Source organism: Peteryoungia desertarenae, from assembly GCF_005860795.2.
GTDB classification, from domain to species: domain Bacteria; phylum Pseudomonadota; class Alphaproteobacteria; order Rhizobiales; family Rhizobiaceae; genus Allorhizobium; species Allorhizobium desertarenae.
On the sequence record NZ_CP058350.1, the window covers coordinates 1,347,244 to 1,371,047 of the forward strand.

Sequence of the window (23,804 nt, forward strand, 5' to 3'; positions counted from 1 at the left end):
GGAGACAACCATGAGCGCCGAAGTCTTGGAACGAGCATCTTTGAACACCGCGACCGGCGTGATCGCACCTTTGATCGCGCCGCGCGAGGTCGAGTTGCTTGGTCGAATTGGCTCGCTTGAGACACGGCTTGCGCAAAACAGCCGTGAGATCGAGGCGGCCCAAGCAATTCGTTATCGGGTCTTTGTCGAAGAGATGGGCTCGCAAGTTGGGCCGGATCTGGTGCAGCAGAGGCGGGAAATTGATAGTTGGGATGCCTATTGCGACCATTTGCTTGTTCTCGACCGTGCCCTTGAAGGCGATATCGAAGACCAGATCGTAGGGACGTACCGGATCCTGCGCCATGAAGTGGCGGCCGCCCATGGCGGCTTCTATTCCGGTTCTGAATTCGAGGTGGAAAGGCTTGTCGCACGGCATCCGGCCAAGCGTTTTATGGAGCTAGGCCGTTCATGCGTTCTTCCGCCCTATCGCAGCAAGCGGACAGTTGAACTGCTCTGGCAGGGTTGCTGGGCCTATGCGCTGCGTCATCAGATTGATGTCATGTTCGGCTGTGCATCCTTCCCCGGCATTCAGCCTGAGGTGCACGCTCTCGCGCTGTCGTTCCTGCACAATTCCGTTCGCGCCAAGGGCGAATGGGAGGTCGCCGCACGGCCAGAGCTTTACCGTGAAATGGATCTGATGCCGTCGGAAGCCATCAATGCCAAGCAAGCACTCATGGCGATGCCGCCACTGATCAAGGGCTATCTCCGACTTGGCGCAATGATTGGCAGCGGCGCGGTGATTGATCAGGCCTTCAACACGACGGATGTTCTGATTGTCCTGCCGATCTCCAGCATTTCCGGGCGATATGTCAGTTACTACGGTGCGGACGCTGGCCGGTTTGCAAGCTGACGGCCTTGGGCGGGTAAAGCCTTTCGGCGGGTTTGGAAGAATGGTTCACTGGCAAAGGGACTTCCGGAATCAGCGGTAAGTCAGCCAGTTGTCGCTCATCCATTTTCAATATGTCGGGGTGGGCGAGAGGATCGTGCGTCCACACAGGACATCCCGGCCTTTTGGCCGAACGTTTACGATTTAAGAAAATCTTTAATATCATGGGGCATGCCCGGGATGTCTAGATTGAAATTTTGATGCTTTGTGTCGGTTTCTGTGATTATTTCTTCTTGTTCAATTGAGTTTTCTCTCTTTTGACTATAGATTTTCTGCATGAAGAGCTTGAGTCGTATTCATCTCAATGGGTTGCGAGCGGTTGAAGCCGTCCATCGAACTGGTTCCCTTCAAAAGGCCGCCGATGAGCTCGGTGTGTCGATAGGCGCGGTCAGCCAACAGATCATCAAGACAGAGCAGCAGCTTGGACGCGCCCTGTTTCATCGGACCAGCAGAGGCATGGTCGTGATGGAGACTGCATCCGACATTATGGCGCATCTGTCAGAGGGTATGCGCCAGTTCTCTGCGGCGGTTGCACTGGCGGATGACCAGAACGACAAAGTGCTGACAATCTCCGTCGCGCCGATTTTTGCGTCCCGCTGGCTGGTGCACCGCGTCAGCGATTTTTCATCCAGGTTCCCAGACATAAGTCTTCGGATTGACGCAACTGACCGACTGGTTGACACAAGTGTCGTTGACGTCGATCTCCGGATCCGCGTGGGGCGCGGCGACTGGCCGGGCTTTCGCGCTGAACTGCTCCTGGAACAGCAGATCCTGCCAGTCTGCACTCCACGAATGGCGGAGGGTTTGACGCATCCCGCTGATATCTTGGGATTGCCCAAGATCATCGACGGCAAAGCCATGTTCTCTTGGGATGTCTGGCTTCAGGCTGTCGGTCTGGCCGGAGCCGAGATTCGGGCGCGCCATGAGTTCAGCGAAGCCTCGCTCTGTATTGACGCGGCAATTGCAGGCCAAGGCGTCATGTTGGCCTGGCAAACCCTGGCGTCAAGCCCATTGCAGCAGGGTCAACTGGTCGCGCCCTTTGGGCCAGCGGTCAAAACCGGGTTTGGCCATTATCTGGTGACTGCAGACAAAGCCCGTCGTTGTCCTAAGGTCGAACGGTTCAAGCAGTGGCTGAGGGACGAGCTCGCTATGGACATGGAGCGGCTTGCAAAGGCCGCTCCCTTCAAGGTTTAGCCAGCAGCGTTATAGGCCGCAATCGCCGCCATGTTGACGATGTCGCTGTCCTTGGCACCCATCTGGGCGATCTGGACGGACTTTTCGAGGCCGATGAGCAGTGGTCCCATGACGGTGAGCCCACCCAGTTCCTGCAGCATTTTGGTTGAGATCGCTGCCGAATGGATCGCCGGCATGACCAGCACGTTGGCCGTGCCCGAAAGGCGGCAGAAGGGATACTGTTCCATGCGGTGGCTGTTCAGGGCCACATCCGCCCCCATTTCGCCATCATATTCGAAGGACACACCGCGTCGGTCCAGGATCTTCACGGCTTCACGCACACGCTCGGAGCGCTCGCCGGTCGGATGGCCGAAGGTGGAATAGGCAAGGAGCGCAACGCGTGGCTCGAGCCCCAGTCGATGGGCAACACCCGCTGCCTCTTCCGCGATATCGGCGAGTTCTTCGGCGGTCGGCATGTCGTGCACGGCCGTATCCGCCACCACGATCGTCCGACCGCGGGCAAGCGCCAGCGATACGCCGATCACCCGGTGGCCGGGGGCGGTGTCGATGCAGCGACGCACGTCTTCGAGTGCGGTCGAATAGTTGCGCGTCGTGCCGGTCACCATGGCATCGGCATCGCCAAGCGCCACCATGCAGGCGGCAAAGTGGTTTCGGTCGGTGTTGATCAGCCGCTGAGCGTCACGATGCAGATAGCCCTTCCGCTGCAGGCGGGCATAGAGATACTCGGTATAGGCATCGACGCGGGTCGACATGCGGGCATTGACCACCTCGATGCCCGGACGATCGAGATCGATCCCTGCCCGCTCGGCCGTCGCCTTCAGCGGCTCGTCGCGGCCAAGCAGGATGGCGGTGCCGAGGCCGAGATTGGCGAAGGAAATTGCCGCACGCATCACCTGTTCTTCTTCGCCTTCGGCAAACACGACACGCTTCGGATGGCTACGCACGTGTTCGAAGATCCGCTGTGTCGCGGCAGCAATAGGGTCTCGACGGGCGGAAAGCTCATGCGCATAGGCGCCGAGATCCTCGATCTCCTTGCGTGCCACGCCTGTCTCCATTGCGGCCTTGGCGACTGCAACCGGGATCGCCGAAATGAGGCGCGGATCGAAGGGCACGGGGATAATGTATTGCGGCCCGAAACGCGGTCGCTGGCCCTGATAGGCGGCCGCCACATCGTCGGGGACATCCTCACGGGCGAGGTCGGCGAGTGCCCGAGCGGCGGCAATCTTCATTGCATCGTTGATCTGTCTGGCGCGCACGTCGAGCGCGCCGCGGAAGATATAGGGGAAGCCCAGAACATTGTTGACCTGGTTCGGATAGTCCGAGCGCCCGGTCGCCATGATCGCGTCCGAACGGATCTCGGCTACTTCCTCGGGGGTGATCTCCGGGTCCGGATTGGCCATGGCGAAAATGATCGGATTGTCCGCCATCGAGGCAATCATGTCGGCGGAGAAGGCACCTTTCTGCGATAGACCGAACACGACGTCTGCCCCTTCCATGGCCTCGCGAAGCGTCCGCCGGTCGGTCTTGACCGCATGGGCGGACTTCCACTGATTCATGCCCTCGGTGCGCCCCTGATAAATCACGCCCTTGGTGTCGCAGAGGATAATGTTTTCGCCGCTGAAGCCCATGGCCTTGATCAGCTCGATACAGGCGATGGCTGCAGCGCCCGCACCATTGCAGACGAGTTTGGTCGTCTTGAAGTCGCGTCCCGTCAGCTCCAGCGCGTTGATCAACCCGGCCGCCGCGATGATTGCGGTTCCGTGCTGGTCGTCGTGGAAGACCGGAATGTCCATCAGTTCGCGCAGGCGGCTTTCAATGATGAAGCAGTCGGGCGCCTTGATGTCTTCGAGGTTGATGCCGCCGAAGGAGGGGCCGAGATAGCGCACGCAGTTGATGAATTCGTCGACATTCTCCGTGTCGACTTCAAGGTCGATGGAATCGACATCGGCAAAGCGCTTGAAGAGAACGGACTTGCCTTCCATGACCGGCTTGGAGGCGAGCGCCCCGAGATTGCCGAGGCCCAGGATGGCCGTGCCGTTCGAGATGACGGCGACCATGTTGCCACGCGTGGTGTAGTCGTAAGCCGTGGCCGGATCGGCGGCGATCGCCTTGACCGGCACTGCGACCCCTGGAGAATAGGCGAGCGACAGATCGCGCTGCGTGGCCATCGCCTTGGTCGGCGTGATCTCCAGCTTGCCCGGACGACCCTGGGAATGGAAATCAAGCGCCTCCTGCTCAGTCACGGAAACACGGGTACGGACGGACTTCGGTTCAGTTGGCATGTTTCCCCTCAGCTTGTTGTGGGCAGGTCCGAAGCGATGGACCCGTGCTGTTGTTTTTACCTATTTAAGGTCGTTAGTGTTGAACGAGTGCATTTTCAAGAAAACATTGGCCCGTGACGATCCACACACCCATGCAAAACGAGGTTCTGAACCTAACGGCTCTCGCGTCAGAGGAAAGCCGCGCAACGGCCACTCCGATGATGGAGCAGTATATCGAGATCAAGGCCGCCAATCCGGGCAGTCTGCTCTTTTATCGCATGGGCGATTTCTACGAGCTCTTTTTCGAGGATGCGGTCGATGCCTCCCGTGCGCTTGGGATTACCCTCACGAAGCGCGGCCAGCATCTCGGCCAGGACATCCCGATGTGCGGCGTGCCCGTGCATGCGGCGGACGATTACCTGCAGAAGCTGATCACGCTGGGCTTCCGCGTCGCCGTCTGCGAACAGGTCGAGGACCCGGCCGAAGCGAAGAAGCGCGGCTCGAAGTCGGTTGTGAAGCGCGATGTCGTGCGGCTCGTCACGCCGGGCACGCTGACCGAGGAAAAGCTCCTCTCGCCCTTCGAATCCAACTATCTGATGGCGCTCGCCCGTATTCGCGGCGGTTCTGCCCCGCAGCTCGCGCTCGCCTGGATCGACATCTCCACCGGCATTTTCCGTCTTGCGGAGACAACCGAGACGCGCCTGCTCGCCGACATCCTGCGTATCGAGCCGCGTGAGCTGATCGTGTCGGACACGCTTTTCCACGACGAGGAGCTGAAGCCCGCCTTCGACGTGCTCGGTCGTGTCGTCGTGCCCCAGCCCGCCGTGCTCTTCGACAGCGCCAGCGCCGAGGGTCGCATCGCCCGCTATTTCGGCGTCGGAACACTGGATGGATTCGGCGCCTTTTCGCGCGCCGAAATCGCCGCTGCAGCCGCCGCTGTCGCCTATGTCGAGAAGACCCAGATATCCGAGCGTCCGCCGCTCGGCCTGCCCGAGCGCCAAAACGCCGCCTCGACGCTGTTCATCGATCCGGCCACACGCGCCAATCTGGAGCTGGTGAAGACGCTGTCGGGCGAGCGCAATGGCTCGCTCCTGAAGGCGATCGACCGCACCGTGACAGGTGGCGGCGCGCGTTTGCTCGCCGAACGCCTGATGTCGCCGCTGACGGATCCCGAAGCGATTGCGGAGCGCCAGGATTCCATCGCATTCCTGCTGGCCGACGGCCTGCTCGTCGACCGCCTGCGCGATGCCCTGAAACGTGTACCCGACATGCCGCGCGCGCTGTCCCGCCTGGCGCTCGATCGCGGCGGCCCGCGTGATCTCGGTTCGATTGTGGCGGGCCTTGCCGCCTCCGCCGAGGTCGGTCGCCTGCTCGATCCGTCGAGCCTGCCGGAGGAACTCACGGAGGCCTTGGCCGATCTCGCGGCGCTCCCCGCCGATCTTGGCTCCAGCCTTGCATCTATGCTGGCCGACGAGCTTCCGCTCCTGAAGCGTGACGGCGGCTTCCTGCGCGATGGTGCAATTCCGGAGCTCGATGAACTGCGCGCACTGCGCGACCAGTCCCGCCGGGTGATCGCGGGGTTGCAGCTGCAATATGCCGAGGAAACCGGCATCAAGTCGCTGAAGATCAAGCACAACAATGTGCTCGGCTATTTCATTGAGGTGACAGCCGGCAATGCCGGTCCCATGACCGATACGGACGAGGCCAAGTCCCGCTTCATCCATCGCCAGACCATGGCCAATGCCATGCGCTTCACGACGACCGAACTTGCCGATCTCGAAAGCCGCATCGCCAATGCCGCCGGCCAGGCGATCTCGCTCGAACTGGCGGCCTTCGACCAGATGGTGTCTCAGGTGATTGCCGCTGCCGAGCCGATCAAGGCCGCCGCGAGGGCGCTCGCCGTGATCGATGTGGCCGCCGGTCTTGCTGCCCTTGCAGAAGAGCAAGGCTATTGCCGCCCGCTGGTCGATGACAGCAGGATGTTCGCCATCACCGCAGGCCGCCATCCGGTCGTCGAGCAGGCGCTGCGCCGCCAGGCCGCGAGCCCCTTCATTGCGAATGACTGCAATCTTTCGCCCAACGATACCAAAGGCCCCGGCGCGATCTGGCTACTGACGGGTCCCAACATGGGCGGTAAGTCGACCTTCCTGCGCCAGAACGCGCTGATCGCCATCCTCGCCCAGATGGGCTCCTTCGTGCCGGCTGGTGCGGCCCATATCGGTGTGGTTGATCGCCTCTTCTCCCGCGTCGGCGCGTCCGACGATCTGGCGCGCGGCCGCTCGACCTTCATGGTCGAAATGGTCGAAACCGCCGCCATCCTCAATCAGGCGACGGATCGCTCGCTGGTCATCCTGGATGAAATCGGCCGTGGCACAGCGACCTTCGACGGCCTTTCGATTGCCTGGGCTGCCGTCGAGCATCTGCATGAGGCGAACCGCTGCCGCTCGCTGTTTGCCACCCATTTCCACGAGTTGACGGCGCTGTCGGAAAAGCTTGCCCGCATGTCGAACGTCACCATGCGTGTCAAGGAATGGGACGGCGAGGTCATCTTTCTCCATGAAGTCGGGCCCGGCGCCGCCGATCGCTCCTATGGTATCCAGGTCGCTCGTCTTGCTGGCCTGCCGGCGGCGGTCGTCGCGCGTGCGCGCGAAGTCCTGACGCAGCTTGAGGACTCCGATCGCAAGAACCCAGCCGCGCAGTTGATCGACGATCTGCCCCTGTTCCAGATTGCGGTGCGTCGCGAGGAGCGCGTGAAGGCCGGGCCGTCCAAGGTCGAGGAAGCCCTAAAAGCGCTCGATTTGGACGACATGACGCCTCGTCAGGCAATCGAAGCGCTCTATGATCTGAAGAAACAACTTGGCAAGGCTTGACCGCTAAAATGCCTGTCAAAAGCGCCGCAAAGCCGCTATAGCGCCACCCGTCGCCGGCCCGAGATCTGCGGCCGGCCAGCCAGGAAAGCCCGCCGCGACAATGGCCCAAGCCGAGATCACTTTTGCCGAACTCCTCGATGTGGATGCTTTGGTCGCAGCCTGCGATCTGGTGGCGAAGGAGCACCCGAACGGGGTGTTGGACGCCCGTGCAAGCCTCTTGCCCATCTTGAAGAAGGCGTCGGCAGAGGGACGAGAGGCCGCCCGCCTCCAGTTGTTTGCCGATGGTAGCGGCCTTAACTGCGCCAACCGGATTTCCTGGATCCAGGACCAGTTGATCACGGTAATCTTCCGCTTCGCCAGCACCCACGTTCATCCACGCGAAATCGAGGGTATCTCTGTTGCCGCGGTGGGCGGATACGGGCGTGGCACTCTCGCGCCGGGCTCGGACATCGACCTTCTGTTCCTGATGCCTCAGAAGGTCACGCCCAAAATGCACAAGGCGGTGGAGTTTCTGCTCTACCTGCTCTGGGATATCGGCTTCAAGGTTGGACACGCGACGCGAACGGTCGATGAATGTATTCGCCTTTCCAAAGCCGATATGACCATACGCACTGCAATCCTGGAGACGCGTTATGTCTGCGGCAACGAAGCACTGGTGAGCGAGTTGCAACAGCGATTCGATCAGGAGGTAACGACCAATACGGCGGCGGAATTCATTGCGGCCAAGCTCGCTGAGCGGGACGAGCGTCATCGCAAGGCAGGTGATAGCCGCTATCTGGTGGAGCCCAATGTCAAGGAAGGCAAGGGGGGGCTGCGCGATCTCCAGACGCTCTTCTGGATCGCCAAGTATAATTATCACGTCCGCGACACTTCGGAGCTCGTTCGTCTGGGCGTGCTATCAAAACAGGAATGGCGGCTGTTTCAGAAAGCCGATGATTTTCTCTGGGCAGTGCGGTGTCATATGCACTACCTGACGGGAAAGCCCGAAGAGCGGCTGCACTTCGATATCCAGCCCGAGATTGCCAAGAACTTCGACTATCATTCGCGGCCTGGCCTGTCTGCTGTCGAGCGCTTCATGAAACATTATTTTCTCGTTGCCAAGGATGTCGGAGACCTGACCCGCATCTTTGCGGCAGCGCTTGAAGAGCAACAGACCAAGGAAGCGCCGGGCATTGGCGGGATGATTGGTCGTTTTGCCAATCGCCCGCGCAAGATTGCCGGCACCAGCGAGTTTATCGATGACCGTGGTCGCATTGCCCTTGCCGATCCGGGCGTCCTGAAGCGAGATCCGGTCTCGATCATGCGGCTTTTTCACGTCGCCGACCTGAATTCGCTGGAGTTCCACCCAGATGCGCTGAAGGCCGTAACACGCTCATTGTCTTTGATAGACAACGCGTTCAGGGAAAATGAAGAGGCCAATCGCCTGTTTCTCTCCATCCTCACGTCGCGTCGCGATCCGGGCTTCATGCTCCGCCGCATGAATGAGGCAGGCGTTTTGGGACGTTTCCTGCCGGAATTCCGAAAGATTGTCTCGATGATGCAATTCAACATGTATCATCATTACACGGTGGACGAGCACCTGATCCGCACGGTGGAGGTCCTGTCTGACATTGAAAATGGCAGGGCAGACGAAATTCACCCACTCGCGAATAAGATCATCAAGGATATCGAAGATCGCGAAGCTCTCTACGTTGCAGCCCTGCTGCACGATATCGCCAAAGGCCGCCTCGAAGATCATTCCGTCGCCGGTGCGCGCGTGGCCCGCAAATTGTGCCCGCGTCTTGGCTTGTCAGCCAAGCAGACCGAGATGGTTGCCTGGCTGATCGATCAGCATCTCTTGATGTCGATGGTAGCTCAGACGCGAGATCTGCACGACCGCAAGACGACAACGGATTTTGCCGAAAAAGTTCAGTCCCTTGAGCGCCTGAGAATGCTTCTGGTCTTGACCGTTTGCGATATCCGCGCCGTCGGACCCGGGGTCTGGAACGGCTGGAAGGGACAGTTGCTGCGTACCCTTTATTATGAGACAGAATTGCTGCTTTCCGGCGGATTCAGCCAGGTATCGCGCAAGGAACGGGCCAAGCATGCGGTACAGCAACTCACCGAAGCTCTGTCCGGCTGGAGCCAGAAGGATCAGCGCATCTATACCAAGCTTCATTATGAGCCCTACCTCTTGTCGGTCCCACTGGAGGACCAGGTCCGCCACGCGCATTTCATCCGGCAAACCGACAAGTCGGGACAGGTGCTTGCGACCATGGTGCGCACCCATCAATTCCATGCAATTACCGAGATCACGGTTCTGTCTCCCGACCACCCACGACTGTTGTCGATCATTGCCGGTGCCTGCGCGGCAGCAGGGGCCAATATTGCAGACGCCCAGATCTTCACCACGTCCGATGGTCGAGCCCTTGATACCATCCTGATCAACCGGGAATTCCCGATTGACGAGGATGAAATGCGCCGTGCCGCAACGATTGGCAAAATGATCGAGGATGTGTTGTCGGGTCGCAAGCGTTTGCCGGAGGTCATTGCCACGCGCAGCAAGGGCAAGAAGAAGAACAAGACTTTTCCGGTTCAGCCCGACGTCCGCATCTCGAATGCGCTGTCCAACAAGTTCACTGTTGTCGAAGTAGAGTGTCTGGACCGCGTCGGCTTCCTGGCGGAAATCACCGCTGTGCTTTCTGACCTCTCGCTCGACATTCATTCGGCGCGCATCACCACCTTCGGCGAAAAAATCATCGACACCTTCTATGTCACGGATCTCGTGGGTCAAAAGATCACCAGCGAGAACCGCCAGGCCAATATCTCGAATCGCTTGAAGTCGGTGCTGGTCGATCAGCCGGACGAACTCAGGGACAAGATGCCTTCCGGCATTATTGCGCCGCCCTTGCAGCGCAGCAGCACCGTTCAGAAAAAGGCGCGCGCCTGAGATGAGCCTCATCAAGAAGTTCATGACCGTCGGCGGCGCAACATTTGGCAGTCGCCTCTTTGGTTTTCTGCGCGAGACACTGATGGCCGCCGCTCTTGGCACGGGCCCTGTGGCAGACGTCTTCTATGCGGCGTTCCGCTTCCCGAACCTGTTTCGGCGCCTCTTTGCCGAGGGTGCGTTCAACGCAGCCTTCGTGCCACTTTTTGCCAAGGAGATAGAGGCAAACGGCATTGATGGCGCGAAACGTTTCTCTGAAGAAGTTTTCGGCGTCCTCTTCACGGTTCTCCTTGTCATTACCATTGGCATGCAACTGTCGATGCCACTTCTCGTGCAGTGGATCATCGCGCCTGGCTTCACCGATGACCCGGAGAAGTTTTCCCTCACCGTTCGTCTGGCAATCGTGATGTTCCCATACCTCATGTGCATGTCGCTGACAGCCATGTTGAGCGGTATGCTGAATTCGTTGCATCACTTCTTCGCAGCAGCTATTGCGCCGGTCTTTCTGAACATTCTGATGATTGGAGCCCTGGTCTGGGCGCTCTGGAACGGTGTCGATGCGGAGACAACGGCCTGGTATCTGGCATGGTCCGTGCTGGCTGCAGGTGTCCTGCAGTTGCTGATCGTCTATATCGGCGTCCGTCATGCAGGCATCAATATTGGCTTTCGCCGTCCGCGCTACACGCCGAACGTCAAGCGATTGTTGATCCTGGCCGTCCCGGCGGCGGTGACTGGTGGTATTACCCAGATCAACCAATTGATCGGTCAGGCAATCGCCTCGACCAAGGAAGGGGCCATTGCCGCGCTCCAATATGCAGACCGCATCTATCAACTGCCGCTGGGTGTTGTCGGTGTTGCCGTTGGCGTTGTGCTGCTGCCAGAATTGGCGCGCGCCTTGAAGGGCGGAGCCCTCAAGGAAGCCGGCAATCTGCAGAACCGATCGATCGAATTCGTGCTCTTCCTGACCCTTCCGGCCGCAGCCGCGATCTGGGTTCTCTCAGACGAAATCATCCGGGTTCTTTACGAACGCGGTGCCTTTTCAGAACAAAACACTGCCGTTGTCGCCTCCATCCTCGCGATCTACGGCATTGGCTTGCCGGGCTTCGTGCTGATCAAGGCATTGCAGCCGGCCTTCTACGCCCGCGAAGACACCAAGACGCCGATGCGCTTCACCTTTGTGTCCGTGGCGCTCAATACCGGTCTTGCCTTGACACTCTTCCCGATTTTTGAGGAGAGCGGCATCGCGATGGCTGAAGTTGCGGCCGGCTGGACCAACACTATCCTTTTGTTCTCGGTGCTGTTGTGGCGCGGCTATCTCGTATTCGAATGGTCACTCCTGACCCGAACCTTCAGGCTGATCATAGCTTCCGCAATCATGGCCGGGGTGGTCTATTATCTCTCGGATCGGTGGAGCGCGGCGCTCGGTCCGCAAAGTCCACTTCTCGATCAGGTCATGGCGCTTGGCGCTGTGATTGCCGTGGCGATTCCGGTTTATTTCGGCATCGCATTCCTGATCGGAGGTGCCGATATTGGCTTTGTACGCCGAAGCCTGAAGCGCAGACCCAAGACGGAAACCTGATCCCCCGTCTTGGGAAACCAGTGGTCAACAATGGACCCAACGGCGTTTGGGGCCGATGTCGACATGAACTATGCCGTTGCAATAGGTTCCGATGCCGCCAATGCCAGGCGCGCTTGCCGCTGCTGCAACGATCTTTCGGACAGGCACGCCCGGAACGCGAATGTCTGCGGCAAAGCAATTGGTATGCTGCGACTTTCCGGCGCGAGGACGATGTCCTGATGTGACAACGGGTGTGCGACCCGTCCTTTCGGCGATATGGGCTAGAATGGTCTTGAGTTCGGTTGGGAAACAGCTCGTACGCACACTGACACGCTGCACCGTATAGGCGGCGGACTTGTCGTGCTGCTTCATGAAGAAATGACGTTTCTTGACGTCGGCGGCGGTGGCGTTACCCTGAAATGCAATTGTCAGACAACAGGCGAGCGCAACGCGATAAAAAATGCGCATATGGACCTTCGGGAATGGAGTTTTGTGTTTGGCGACCTAAGTCGGGCGGCGCTGGTATATAATTCCGAAGAATGTGTCAAATTTGGTGCAGTTTGCTATTTTTATAGGCGGTCGCTTTGTGTGAAGATTTAAGGGGCGCGTTATGCCCCTCAATAACCGGTCGGAAATGTTGCGCTGCACACTGAAATGAAATGGAAAAATGGCTCTGAAATCCGTCTTTCTTGTCACGCTCGTGGTCGATGATTATGACCGCGCGAAGACCTATTATTGCGATGTCTTGGGGTTCGAGTGCCTGGAAGACAGTCATCAGCCAGATGGCAAGCGATGGGTCGTGGTCAGCCCTTGCAAAGGCACGGGAGCTGCCCTGCTGCTCGCAGTAGCAGCCAATGACAAACAGACAGCGGTCATAGGCAAGCAGACCGGTGGAAGGGTCGGATTCTTCCTGGAAACGGATGATTTTCTGTCTGATTATGCGCGTCTTAAGGCGGCAGGTGTGGCTTTCAGGGAAGCGCCGCGCAGCGAACCCTACGGCACCGTTGCTGTCTTCGCTGATCTCTATGGAAATCTCTGGGATCTCATCGAGCCGCAGCCGGAAAAGTGAGTGCTTGATCGCAAGCTCCGTCCCGTGCATAAGCCCTTTCCGACACGATCGCGAGATCGGGCCCTCCACCAGCCTGTTGAGGATAATCATGAGCGAGTTCAAGCCGCTGGTCTTTTCTGGCGTACAGCCGACCGGCAATCTCCACCTTGGAAACTATCTTGGCGCGATCCGGAAATTCGTGGCGCTGCAGGACAATAACGACTGCATCTATTGCGTGGTGGACCTGCATGCATTGACGGCTCAGCTTGTGCATGAGGACATGCGAAGCCAGATCCGGTCCATCACGGCGGCCTTTCTGGCCGCAGGTATTGATCCAAAGAAGCATATTGTCTTCAATCAGTCCGCTGTGCCTCAACACGCAGAGCTTGCCTGGATTTTCAACTGCGTTGCGCGGATCGGCTGGATGAACCGCATGACCCAGTTCAAGGACAAGGCCGGCAAGGACCGCGAGCAGGCGTCCCTCGGGCTCTATGCCTATCCGAGCCTGATGGCTGCAGACATCCTTGTCTATCGGGCAACCCATGTGCCGGTTGGAGAGGACCAGAAGCAGCATCTGGAGCTGACGCGCGATATCGCGATGAAGTTCAATCTCGATTTCATGGAAAGGATCCGTGCAACCGGTCTGGGTATCGACATCAAGGTCGGCGACGAGCCGGTGCATGCCTATTTCCCGATGGTCGAGCCGATGATCGACGGGCCGGCGCCTCGCGTCATGAGCCTGAAGGACGGCACGAAGAAAATGTCCAAATCCGATCCGTCCGATCTGTCGCGCATCAACCTGATGGATGATGCAGACGCGATCTCTAAGAAGATCCGCAAGGCCAAGACTGATCCGGACGCACTTCCCGGCGAAGTCGACGGACTGAAGGGGCGTCCCGAAGCCGACAACCTTGTCGGCATCTTTGCCGCGCTCGCTGATCGGACCAAGGCTGATGTTCTGGGCGACTTTGGAGGTCAGCAGTTCTCGGTCTTCAAGCCGGCTCTGGTCGATCTGGCTGTCGAGGTGCTGGCACCGATCAACGCGGAAATGCGACGTCTGATGGACGATCCCGGCCACATCGATGCAGTGCTCCGTGACGGCGGTGAGCGTGCCCGCGAGCGTGCCGAAAAGACGATGCAGGAAGTTCGCGACATTATCGGTTTCGTACAGTAAGGTCTGCCGCAGACTGACTGCCGCACCGGAGGCGGTCAGGGCGGGGGCTAAAGAGAAACGGATCCGGAGGCGGGGATTTTCATGGTTTCAACACGCCTGTCACGACTTGAGGGACATCGCCGCAAATTCATGGCGGTCATTGACAACACGCCGGAATGCTTCAGGGCCGTCCATTATGCGGGACGGCGCGCCAAGAACTCGAACGGTGGTCTGGTCCTCATGTACATCATCCCGGACGGGGACTTCCAGCAATGGCTTGGTGTCGAGGAGATCATGCGCGCCGAAGCCATGGAAGAGGCTGACGCCGTTATGGCAAAGGCCGCACAGACGGTGCGTGACACGATTGGCATCGAACCCGAAATCGTGATCCGAGAGGGCAGTGCGGCCACAGCGATCAACGCCCTGATCGAGGAAGATCGTGACATCGCCATTCTGGTTCTGGCAGCAGGATCCACCAAGGATGGGCCCGGACCTCTTGTGTCAATGATCGCCGGTAGGGGCGCAGCTTTTCCGATCCCGGTGACCGTTTTGCCAGACACGCTGACCAACGAAGAAATCGATGCGCTTTGCTGATTGCTTCTGATCAAGGGCGCAATCGCGCTTAACTCAGTTTTCTCACTTGAAGACCGGGGTCTTCAGGCTTATCTTTTGGAAGAATTCTAAATTGAGGCGATGTGTCGCCGGAGGCCATCATGTTCATCCAGACCGAAGCCACTCCTAATCCCGCAACGCTTAAGTTCTTGCCGGGTAAGGTTGTGATGGAAAGCGGAACCGCCGAGTTTCGCGATGCGGACGCGGCAGCTGCGTCTCCACTTGCAAGCCGTATTTTCGCGATCCCCGGCGTGACCGGCGTTTTCTTTGGCTATGACTTCGTCACCGTCACCAAGGATGGCCCCGAGTGGCAGCACCTGAAGCCGGCGATCCTCGGCACGATCATGGAGCATTTCATGAGCGGGGCGCCCGTCATGGGATCTGCTGCGATGTCGAACGATAGGGACGCGGACGGCGAGTTCTTTGACGAAGGCGACGAAACGATTGTTGCAACCATCAAGGAATTGCTCGACACCCGTGTCCGTCCCGCCGTGGCGCAGGACGGTGGAGACATCACTTTCCGTGGTTTCAAGGACGGCAAGGTCTTTCTCAACATGAAGGGCTCCTGCGCAGGTTGCCCCTCTTCGACAGCCACTCTGAAGCATGGCGTGCAGAACCTTCTGCGGCATTTCGTACCCGAGGTTCAGGAAGTCGAGGCAGTCTAACGGCTGCTTGGGAGACATCATGATCGTTCTTGCGATCGACACCGCCGGAGTTGATTGTTCGGCGGCCGTTTATGACCGTCAGCACTCTGTTGTTCTTGCCGAGGTCAGCGAAACCCTTGGCAAAGGGCATGCCGAGCGTCTCATGGCGATGATTGACGAGGCGCTCGCAAAGGCGGGTCGTGATCTTCGCGAAGTGTCACGCATTGCTGTAACCGTCGGGCCCGGTTCGTTTACAGGCATTCGGGTTGGCGTTGCCGCAGCGCGCGGACTGGCTCTGGCTCTCGGCGTGGAATGCGTTGGCGTATCGACCCTCGCCGTTCTTGCCGCGACTGCCCCGAATGACAAGCAGGGCCGCGTGGGCGCAGCTATCAATGCCCATCGTGGTGAAATCTATTTCCAGTCTTTCGCCGAAGGTATTCCGCTGGATGAGCCCGTGGTCTTGTCACTGGAAACCTTTCTCGAAGAGGCGAGCCTACCGGATATGACGGTTGTCGGCTCCGCCGCTTCGATGTTGGATGACCCGAATTCAGTCACGCCTGCTGACCACTTTCCAATTGCACTTGTGGCACGCCTCGGTGCGGAGGCGAAAGCTCAGGGCAAGCCAAGCCCGCTTTATCTGAGGGGACCCGATGCCAAGCCCCAGACGGGGTTTGCGGTTTCCAGGCTTTGATGAATGCGCGACCATTTCTTTTCCCGCCAGCCCGAATTCGAGCTGGTTCCCATGACCACCGAACACTGCGCTGATGTGTCAACCCTGCATGGTCAGCGGTTTCCCCGAGGGTGGGGTGATGGCGAGTTCGTCAGTCTGCTCTTGCAGCCGGCAACCTTCGGCTTCGTGGCCTCGCAGACCAATGCACTGATCTTCAAGCCGTCCCTTGCCGGCTTTGTGTTGGCAAGAGAGGTCGCGGGTGAAGCAGAAATTCTGACAATCGCCGTCAACGAGAAGACGGCGCGATATGGTCTTGGCTGGCGATTGATGCAGGCTGCCATGCGAGAGGCGAGCGCCCGGGGTGGCGAATCCATGTTCCTCGAAGTTGACGATGGGAATACGGCCGCCCTCGCCCTTTATCGCAAACTGGGCTTCGAAAAGGCGGGAGAACGCCCGGCCTACTATGCAGACGATAAGGGTTACAGATCCTCTGCGCTTGTCATGCGGCGTGATCTTCGCTAGTCCGTCCCTTTGGGAACGGAGTCTGGTGGATAGACTTGGGTCATGAGCGACGAACAGAAATCACTGGAAGACCTGTGTGCGGAGCGCGGAATGCGCATGACCGAACAGCGCCGGGTGATTGCCAAGATATTGGAAGAATCCGACGATCATCCCGATGTGGAGGAACTCTACCGCCGCTCCTCGAAGGTCGATGCAAAGATATCGATCTCCACGGTTTACCGAACGGTCAAGCTCTTCGAAGACGCCGGCATCATTGAGCGCCATGATTTTCGCGATGGCCGCTCTCGCTACGAAACCGTGCCGGAAGAGCATCACGATCACCTGATCGATTTGAAGACCGGTGTCGTGCTGGAGTTCCACTCGCCAGAAATCGAGGCGCTTCAGGAGCGCATCGCTCGTGAACACGGTTTCCGGCTCGTGGGTCATCGTCTGGAGCTTTACGGCATTCCGCTGTCGAAGGACGACACGTAAGTGACGATGTCCGGCATGGTGAGGCGCGATTGATCGACTGGATCCGCATTATCCTGTCTCTGTTCGCCATCTTCCTGACGACGCTTGCCCTGGCGCCACTGCAGATCCTTGCCCTCTATTTTGATTGGCCGCTACGCCGCCGGCTCCCCAGGCTTTGGCATCGGGTTTCCTGTCGGATGCTCGGCTTGCGAATTCATTCCCATGGCGTTCTGGACACCCGTCGGCCCCTGATGATTGCTGCCAATCACGCATCCTGGAAGGACATTCTCGTTCTGGGAGCGCTGGCTGACGTCGTGTTCATTGCCAAGACGGAAGTTGCGGCCTGGCCCGTCTTCGGAACCTTGGCAAAGCTTCAGAAGACCATCTTCGTGGTGCGTGAGGAAAAACGCCGCACCGGTGACCAGGTCAATGAAATTGCGGCTCGGATGAGTGATGGCGAGGTCGTGGTCCTGTTTCCTGAAGGCACGACCTCCGATGGCAACCGTGTACTCGCGACCAAGTCATCGCTTTTTGGCGCAGCCGCAGCCGCACTGGGCGACGACCCGGATGCCGTGGTCCATGTCCAGCCGGTATCGATCGCCTTTACCCGAGTGCAGGGCATGCCCATGGGGCGTTATCATCGCTCCATAGCCGGCTGGCCGGGGGATGTAACAATGCTGCCCCATCTCGTCGGCGTCCTGAAGGCAGCCGCCATTGATGTCGACGTCACCTTTGGTGAAGCGGTGGAATACCGCAGGGGTGAAAGCCGCAAGCTGTTGGCAGCCACAATCGAATCCCGCCTGAGGGCCATGCTGCTGGTTCACTTGCGGGGTCGTTACAAGCGCACTGACGAGGCCTGATATTTTTCAGTTTGAACGCGCGCCGAAAACCACTAAATAGCGCGGCATGACCCAGGAAACCGCCACACCTATGCCGTCCGAACTGCCTGCAGGCAATGCGCGCAAGGTCTTTATCAAGACCTATGGCTGCCAGATGAATGTTTATGACAGCGGGCGCATGGCCGACGCGCTGGCCGCGGACGGCTATGTCTCGACCGATGTCATGGACGATGCGGATCTCGTCCTCCTGAACACCTGTCATATTCGCGAGAAGGCAGCCGAAAAGGTCTATTCCGCACTGGGACGTTTGCGCGAGACCAAGAAGGCCCGTGCTGCCGAGGGGCGGGAATTCATGATCGGTGTGGCCGGTTGTGTGGCGCAGGCCGAAGGTGAAGAAATCTCGCGCCGCGAGCCTGCCGTGGATGTCGTCATAGGACCGCAGACCTATCATCGCCTGCCCCAGGCGCTTCGCAAGGCACGGGGTGGTGAGCGTGTTGTCGATACGGAATATGCGCTGGAAGACAAGTTCGAGCACCTTCCTGATCCGACCAGGGTGATCGGTAAGCCGAGGAACGTGACGGCCTTTCTCACGGTTCAGGAAGGTTGCGACAAGTTCTGCACCTTCTGTGTTGTTCCCTATACGCGCGGCGCCGAAGTCTCGCGCCCACTGGCCCAGCTCCTGACGGAAGCCCGTAGACTGGTGGACAGCGGCGTGCGTGAACTCACGCTGCTTGGTCAGAACGTCAACGCCTGGCACGGGGAAGACGAGGCGGGTCGAGCAATCGGGCTTGGCGATCTTCTCTATCGCCTTGCGGAAATCCCCGGCCTTGCCCGCCTGCGCTATACCACGAGCCATCCGCGCGACATGGATGATCGACTGATTGAGGCCCATCGCGATCTGCGCATGCTGATGCCCTATCTGCATCTCCCCGTTCAGGCGGGCTCAGACCGTATTTTGAAGTCCATGAACCGCCGGCACAAGGCAGAGGAATACATCGTCCTGATCGAGCGTATCCGCGAAGCGCGTCCGGATATTGCACTGTCGGGTGACTTCATTGTCGGCTTCCCGGGCGAAACAGATGAGGACTTCGAGGCAACGATGGATCTTGTGCGCCGCGTGAATTATGCGCAGGCTTATTCCTTCAAATACTCAAGCCGCCCGGGCACGCCAGGGGCCGATCTCCCCGATCATGTCGACGAAGAGGTCAAGACCGAGCGTCTGGCTCGGCTTCAGTCACTGCTGTTGGAACAGCAGCAGGCCTTTTCTCGTTCGATGATCGGACAAACCATGGACCTGCTTCTCGAAAAGCCTGGACGCATGCCGGGACAACTGATCGGACGCTCTCCATGGCTGCAATCTGTGAATGTTGATGCAATGTCATCGCAAATCGGTGACATTATACAGGTACGAATCACCGCAGCCGGCCCAAACAGCTTGTTTGCCGAGGTGGCAGAGGGTTAGAGTGAGGGCTTGAAACCTGACGGACAGGAGCCTCAACGCTTGAACGCAACAGAAGTGGTCACTTCACCCTCGCGCAACATTCGCACCAATGCGACCGACGCCAATCACTTCATTTTGACGTTCGAGAACAACAGGCTTGCCAGCGAGCTCTTCGGTCAATTCGATCAGCACCTGAAGTTGTTGGAGGAGCGCTTGCAGATCGACGCACGCGCCCGCGGCAATTCGGTGTCGATTTCCGGTGATACGCTCGCGACGAATCAGGCCCGTCGAGCGCTCGATTTCCTGTATGCGCGTCTCCAAAGCGGGGGCTCGGTTGAGCTTTCCGATGTTGAGGGCGCGATCCGGATGGCAGTCGCGGCTGACGATCAGCTTCAGTTGCCGACCATGGAGCGCAAGGCCAAGCTGTCGATGGCACAGATCGCGACCCGCAAGAAAACCATTGCGGCCCGTACACCCACGCAGGATGCTTATATGCGCGCCCTTGACCGGTCCGAACTGGTGTTCGGCGTCGGTCCTGCCGGAACGGGCAAGACCTATCTGGCTGTTGCTCATGCGGCGCAACTACTGGAGCGGGGGACCGTCGACCGGATTATCCTGTCACGGCCTGCTGTCGAGGCGGGCGAGCGCCTGGGTTTCCTGCCGGGTGACATGAAGGAAAAGGTCGACCCCTATCTGCGTCCGCTTTATGACGCCCTCTATGACATGATGCCGGGCGACAAGGTCGAGCGTGCCATCACCGCCGGAGTCATTGAAATTGCGCCGCTCGCCTTCATGCGCGGACGAACACTCGCCAATGCGGCAGTCATCCTTGACGAGGCGCAGAATACGACCTCCATGCAGATGAAGATGTTTCTGACGCGTTTGGGCGAAAACGCCCGCATGATCGTGACAGGTGACCCGAGCCAGGTCGACCTTCCGCGCGGTGTGAAATCCGGCCTGGTTGAGGCTTTGCAGATCCTGAAGGGCGTTGAGGGGATCTCTGTCGTTCGCTTCAAGGATGCCGATGTCGTCCGTCACCCCTTGGTCGGTCGTATCGTGCGGGCCTATGACGCCCAGTACAGTGTTCAGGACGAAAGCGAGCAGGCAGACCGGTGAAGCCCGAAGCGGAAATCCTGCAGCATGTGGATCTGCAGATCGCGGTTGAAGCCGAGGGCTGGGGCACTGAGGACAGCCTGGAAGCGCATGCATCGGCAGTCATTTCACGCGCATCCAGTTACCTGAAGCAGAAGGAAGGACAGCCTTTTCCGGCTGTTCCTCCGGAGCTGTCGGTTGTGTTTGCCGATGACGAAATGATCCGCGGAATCAACGCCGAATGGCGCGGTAAGGACAAGCCAACCAATGTCCTGTCCTTCCCCGCTTTTCCTGTCACTCCAGGCAAGATGCCGGGGCCGATGCTGGGCGACATCATCATCGCTCGGGAAACGGTCGAGCGCGAGGCAATCGAGCTTGAAAAGAGTTTCGAGGATCATCTGACCCATTTGATGGTTCATGGTTTTCTTCACCTCTTCGGCTACGATCATCTGGAAAAAGAGCAAGCCGAACATATGGAAGGCCTGGAGACTCGCATTTTGGCCGAACTTGGCCTATCTGACCCCTATGCGGGACAAGACCCGATCTGATAGTTTGGAACAATGAGCAACTTTGAGACGAAATCGGCCGGTGAGGCCAATGAAACCGGGGAAAGTTCTTCCTCTGACGAAGGCAGCAGTACGACGCGAGCGGAGAGCAACAACCGAAACGGTTTCTCCTTCTGGGCTCGCGCATCAAAACTGCTGAAGCCAAATACCAGCACACTCCGTGAGGACTTGACTGTTGCGCTGAATGCCGATGCAGGCGCAAGCGAGGCTTTCACGCCCGAAGAACGGGCGATGCTGCACAATATCCTGCGCTTCCGGGAAATTCGGGTCGAAGACATCATGGTCCCGCGCGTCGATATTGAAGCCGTCGATCACAACATAACGCTTGCCGAACTGATGCGGGTTTTTGACGAAACGGGCCGTTCGAGAATGCCCGTTTATGCCGAGACGCTCGATGATCCACGCGGCATGGTCCATATCCGGGACTTGCTTTCCTACCTGACAAAGCAGGCCAAGAACCGGCGTCGGAGCCCTGCGCGCAATGGATCCGCCGCAGTCGCCGCTGACAAGCCGGAGAGGGTCGAGCGGCCTGAAAAAGCCACCAAGCCGAAGCTGGATTTCGATCTGGCGCGGGTTGATCTCAGTAAGACCGTTGCGGAAGCCGGCTTGGTTCGGTCCATCCTCTTTGTCCCTCCTTCGATGCTGGCCTCTGATCTTCTCAGTCGAATGCAGGCCGCGCGCACGCAGATGGCTCTGGTGATAGACGAGTATGGTGGGACCGATGGTCTCGTCAGCCACGAAGATATCGTTGAAATGGTCGTTGGCGATATCGAAGACGAACATGATGACGAAGAGGCCATGTTTACAAGGGTCTCAGACGATGTTCTGATCGCTGACGCCCGCGTGGAGCTGGAAGAGATCGCGGCAGAGATTGGTCCCGATTTTGACATCAAGGATCAGCTGGAGGATGTGGACACATTGGGTGGTCTCATATTCGCGTCCCTCGGTCGAATACCGGTGCGCGGCGAGGTCGTTCAGGCTATACCGGCATTCGAATTCCACATCCTCGAAGCTGATCCGCGCCGGATCAAGAGGGTGAGAGTGATTCGCAAACGCGCTGCCGCGCGCCGGCGAACCACCTCGGCCAAGCCCGATCCCGAGCACTCGGAATCCGCACCACGCGCGGTGAAAGGTGAAAAGTCTGTGGGTGAGCCCAGTTCTCACGACCAGGAGACGGTCGCCTGAGGGCTCCGCGACCTGCAGCACTGCCTCTGCGAACGGGACGACAAGCGAGACGATTTTTGAAAGACTGCCCGCATTGATTCGCACGGAAACGGCGGGGGATGTGTGCATGGAAAAACTGGCCAGCAAAGTGATGCTGCTCTGGGGATGGCGTCGGGCGGGCTTGGCTATCTTGGCCGGCGCAATCGGTGCCTTGGCAATGCCGCCGGTCAGCTTCTTTGCAGCACTGTTTCTGTCTTTCACGCTTCTTGTCTGGCTCATCGATGGTACAGCCGGTTCGTCTACGAGCGGGCGCTCATTGGGATTGCGCTCGTCGTTTCTTCTGGGGTGGTTCTTTGGCCTGGGCTATTTCGTGGCAGGCCTCTGGTGGTTGGGCAGCGCCCTTCTGATCGAGGCCGACGAGTTCGCATGGGCGCTTCCTCTGGCTGTTCTTGGTCTTCCGTCGGTCCTGGCACTGTTTTATGGTTGCGCAACCATGGTGGCGCGTCTTCTTTGGTCGGATGGCCTTGGTCGCGTTGCAGCCCTTGCGTCGAGCGTCGGCTTTTTCGAATGGCTGAGAAGCTTTGTTGCGACCGGTTTCCCCTGGAATGCCATCGGCTATGGAGCCATGCCAGTTCCCGTGATGATGCAGTCTGCCCACCTGATTGGAATTGCCGGCGTAACGACGCTTGCCGTGTTCGTCTTCGCTGCACCAGCGCTTCTTGCAACACGCAAGGGCGCATCACTGGGGATGATGATCGCAGTTCTCCTGTTCTCGGCGCATCTTGGCTATGGCTATTACCGCCTTGAATTCATGTCCTATGGGCCGCTCAGCGACGCGGATCGGCTGATCGTGCGTCTGGTTCAGCCGGCCATAGATCAGGCGCGCAAACTGGAAAACGCCGATCGCGTTGAAATCTTCGAGACGCACCTTTCACTATCGGCTGCTCCACCTGCGCAAGGCGAGCCGCAACCGAATATCATCATCTGGCCCGAGACATCGCTCCCCTTCATCTTGACGGAAAATCCTGATGCGCTCGTTCGGATCGGCGATACACTGAAGGATGGCCAGCTTCTTGTTGTTGGTGCTGTGCGCGCCGAAGAGCAGGGGGCCGGAACGCCCCCGCGCTATTACAACTCCGTCTACATGATCGATGATCGCGGCCAGATTCTCTCTGCGTCCGATAAGGTACATCTGACACCATTTGGCGAGTATGTCCCCTTTGAAGACGTGTTGCGGCGCATGGGTATAGAGACGCTGATCAGCCTCCCCGGCGGTTTTTCCGCAGCCTCAAGCCGCTCGGTGCTGACCACACCGGCAGGGCTCCGTCTCTATCCGCTCATCTGTTACGAGATCATCTTTCCGGACGAAATCCTCGCATCGATCGAGACTGTCGATGCGATCGTCAATGTCACGAACGATGCCTGGTTCGGCAACACGCCAGGCCCCTACCAGCATTTTCAGCAGGCTCGCATTCGTGCCGTCGAAGTCGGCGTTCCAGTCATTCGTGTAGCAAACAGTGGCATTTCAGCCCTGATCGATCCATTCGGCCGGATAACCTCTGGCCTTTCTTTGGGCCAGAAAGGCGCCATGGATGCAACCATAAATAAATCTTTTGTTTCATTACATGCCGACACGGATCGACACATAAACTATTGGTTGATTTTATTGGTTGTCTTTTTAGTGGCGATCGTTTCACGCATGGGTTTTATTAGACGCCTCAATTGACCAAAAACCCCTAAAATTGCATAGTGGTGATGACCGTAAGTCTGCGAGTATGCTGATAGTTCCTGTATGGCGAGTACAACGTCTCGTTATGGTTCCTGGGGCAGGAGGCTTTGGTCGGTTAGCCAACTTAATGTCAGGACGAC

Annotated in this window: 20 protein-coding genes; 18 read left to right on the top strand and 2 right to left on the bottom strand. The window is 58.6% G+C overall.

The window, feature by feature from the left end; all coding sequences use genetic code 11:
- Positions 1-10: 10 nt before the first annotated feature.
- Positions 11-889, top strand: coding sequence for a l-ornithine N(alpha)-acyltransferase (olsB, locus tag FE840_RS06375; protein ID WP_138285673.1), 879 nt, complete (start codon positions 11-13; stop codon positions 887-889).
- 312 nt (positions 890-1,201) lie between these two features.
- The gene (locus FE840_RS06380; protein WP_138285672.1) at positions 1,202-2,119 is read left to right on the top strand and encodes a LysR substrate-binding domain-containing protein; all 918 of its coding nucleotides are present in this window, start codon (positions 1,202-1,204) and stop codon (positions 2,117-2,119) included.
- Here FE840_RS06380 and FE840_RS06385 read toward each other — a convergent pair.
- The gene (locus FE840_RS06385; protein WP_138285671.1) at positions 2,116-4,401 is read right to left on the bottom strand and encodes an NADP-dependent malic enzyme; all 2,286 of its coding nucleotides are present in this window, start codon (positions 4,399-4,401) and stop codon (positions 2,116-2,118) included. The genes FE840_RS06380 and FE840_RS06385 overlap by 4 nt on opposite strands.
- Before the next feature lie 131 nt (positions 4,402-4,532).
- On the opposite strand from FE840_RS06385, the gene mutS reads away from it, so the two are divergent.
- From mutS to murJ, 3 genes are all read left to right on the top strand, one after another.
- Positions 4,533-7,250 (top strand): DNA mismatch repair protein MutS, encoded by a 2,718-nt coding sequence (mutS, locus tag FE840_RS06390; RefSeq protein WP_138285670.1) that lies wholly within the window; start codon positions 4,533-4,535, stop codon positions 7,248-7,250.
- Between the two features lie 100 nt (positions 7,251-7,350).
- On the top strand, positions 7,351-10,179 hold the full coding sequence (locus tag FE840_RS06395; protein ID WP_138285669.1) for a [protein-PII] uridylyltransferase: 2,829 nt from the start codon (positions 7,351-7,353) through the stop codon (positions 10,177-10,179).
- 1 nt (position 10,180) lies between these two features.
- Entirely contained in the window at positions 10,181-11,755 is a 1,575-nt protein-coding gene (gene murJ, locus FE840_RS06400; RefSeq protein ID WP_138285668.1) for a murein biosynthesis integral membrane protein MurJ, read from the top strand.
- A gap of 24 nt (positions 11,756-11,779) precedes the next feature.
- Here the strand turns inward: murJ and FE840_RS06405 are convergent, their stop codons facing one another.
- Positions 11,780-12,202, bottom strand: coding sequence for a YcbK family protein (locus FE840_RS06405; protein ID WP_138285667.1), 423 nt, complete (start codon positions 12,200-12,202; stop codon positions 11,780-11,782).
- A gap of 199 nt (positions 12,203-12,401) precedes the next feature.
- Here FE840_RS06405 and FE840_RS06410 point away from each other — a divergent pair, with 199 nt between their 5' ends.
- From FE840_RS06410 to lnt, 13 genes are all read left to right on the top strand, one after another.
- Positions 12,402-12,803, top strand: coding sequence for a VOC family protein (locus FE840_RS06410; RefSeq protein WP_138285666.1), 402 nt, complete (start codon positions 12,402-12,404; stop codon positions 12,801-12,803).
- A gap of 88 nt (positions 12,804-12,891) precedes the next feature.
- Positions 12,892-13,956 carry a tryptophan--tRNA ligase gene (trpS, locus tag FE840_RS06415; protein ID WP_138285665.1) on the top strand — a complete coding sequence of 355 codons (1,065 nt, stop codon included), beginning with the start codon at positions 12,892-12,894 and terminating at the stop codon, positions 13,954-13,956.
- An 81-nt stretch (positions 13,957-14,037) separates the two neighbouring features.
- Complete coding sequence (locus tag FE840_RS06420) at positions 14,038-14,529, top strand: universal stress protein (protein WP_138285664.1); 492 nt, start codon at positions 14,038-14,040, stop codon at positions 14,527-14,529.
- A 119-nt stretch (positions 14,530-14,648) separates the two neighbouring features.
- Positions 14,649-15,212 (top strand): NifU family protein, encoded by a 564-nt coding sequence (locus tag FE840_RS06425; protein WP_138285663.1) that lies wholly within the window; start codon positions 14,649-14,651, stop codon positions 15,210-15,212.
- A gap of 19 nt (positions 15,213-15,231) precedes the next feature.
- Complete coding sequence (gene tsaB, locus FE840_RS06430) at positions 15,232-15,882, top strand: tRNA (adenosine(37)-N6)-threonylcarbamoyltransferase complex dimerization subunit type 1 TsaB (protein WP_138285662.1); 651 nt, start codon at positions 15,232-15,234, stop codon at positions 15,880-15,882.
- 3 nt (positions 15,883-15,885) lie between these two features.
- Positions 15,886-16,383 (top strand): GNAT family N-acetyltransferase, encoded by a 498-nt coding sequence (locus FE840_RS06435; RefSeq protein WP_138285661.1) that lies wholly within the window; start codon positions 15,886-15,888, stop codon positions 16,381-16,383.
- Positions 16,384-16,425: 42 nt separating this feature from the next.
- Entirely contained in the window at positions 16,426-16,854 is a 429-nt protein-coding gene (locus tag FE840_RS06440) for a Fur family transcriptional regulator (protein WP_138285660.1), read from the top strand.
- A gap of 32 nt (positions 16,855-16,886) precedes the next feature.
- Positions 16,887-17,693 (top strand): lyso-ornithine lipid O-acyltransferase, encoded by an 807-nt coding sequence (olsA, locus tag FE840_RS06445; RefSeq protein ID WP_425502203.1) that lies wholly within the window; start codon positions 16,887-16,889, stop codon positions 17,691-17,693.
- A 46-nt stretch (positions 17,694-17,739) separates the two neighbouring features.
- A complete protein-coding gene (gene miaB, locus FE840_RS06450) occupies positions 17,740-19,134 on the top strand; it encodes a tRNA (N6-isopentenyl adenosine(37)-C2)-methylthiotransferase MiaB (RefSeq protein WP_138285658.1) in 1,395 nt (464 codons plus the stop codon).
- Positions 19,135-19,173: 39 nt separating this feature from the next.
- Complete coding sequence (locus tag FE840_RS06455) at positions 19,174-20,229, top strand: PhoH family protein (protein WP_138285657.1); 1,056 nt, start codon at positions 19,174-19,176, stop codon at positions 20,227-20,229.
- Positions 20,230-20,246: 17 nt separating this feature from the next.
- On the top strand, positions 20,247-20,753 hold the full coding sequence (gene ybeY / locus FE840_RS06460) for an rRNA maturation RNase YbeY (protein ID WP_138285991.1): 507 nt from the start codon (positions 20,247-20,249) through the stop codon (positions 20,751-20,753).
- A gap of 12 nt (positions 20,754-20,765) precedes the next feature.
- Positions 20,766-21,956: a transporter associated domain-containing protein gene (locus tag FE840_RS06465; protein WP_138285656.1), complete on the top strand. Its 1,191-nt coding sequence runs from the start codon at positions 20,766-20,768 to the stop codon at positions 21,954-21,956.
- A gap of 106 nt (positions 21,957-22,062) precedes the next feature.
- Positions 22,063-23,661, top strand: a complete 1,599-nt coding sequence (gene lnt / locus FE840_RS06470; RefSeq protein ID WP_138285655.1) for an apolipoprotein N-acyltransferase — start codon at positions 22,063-22,065, stop codon at positions 23,659-23,661.
- The last annotated feature ends 143 nt before the right edge of the window (positions 23,662-23,804 follow it).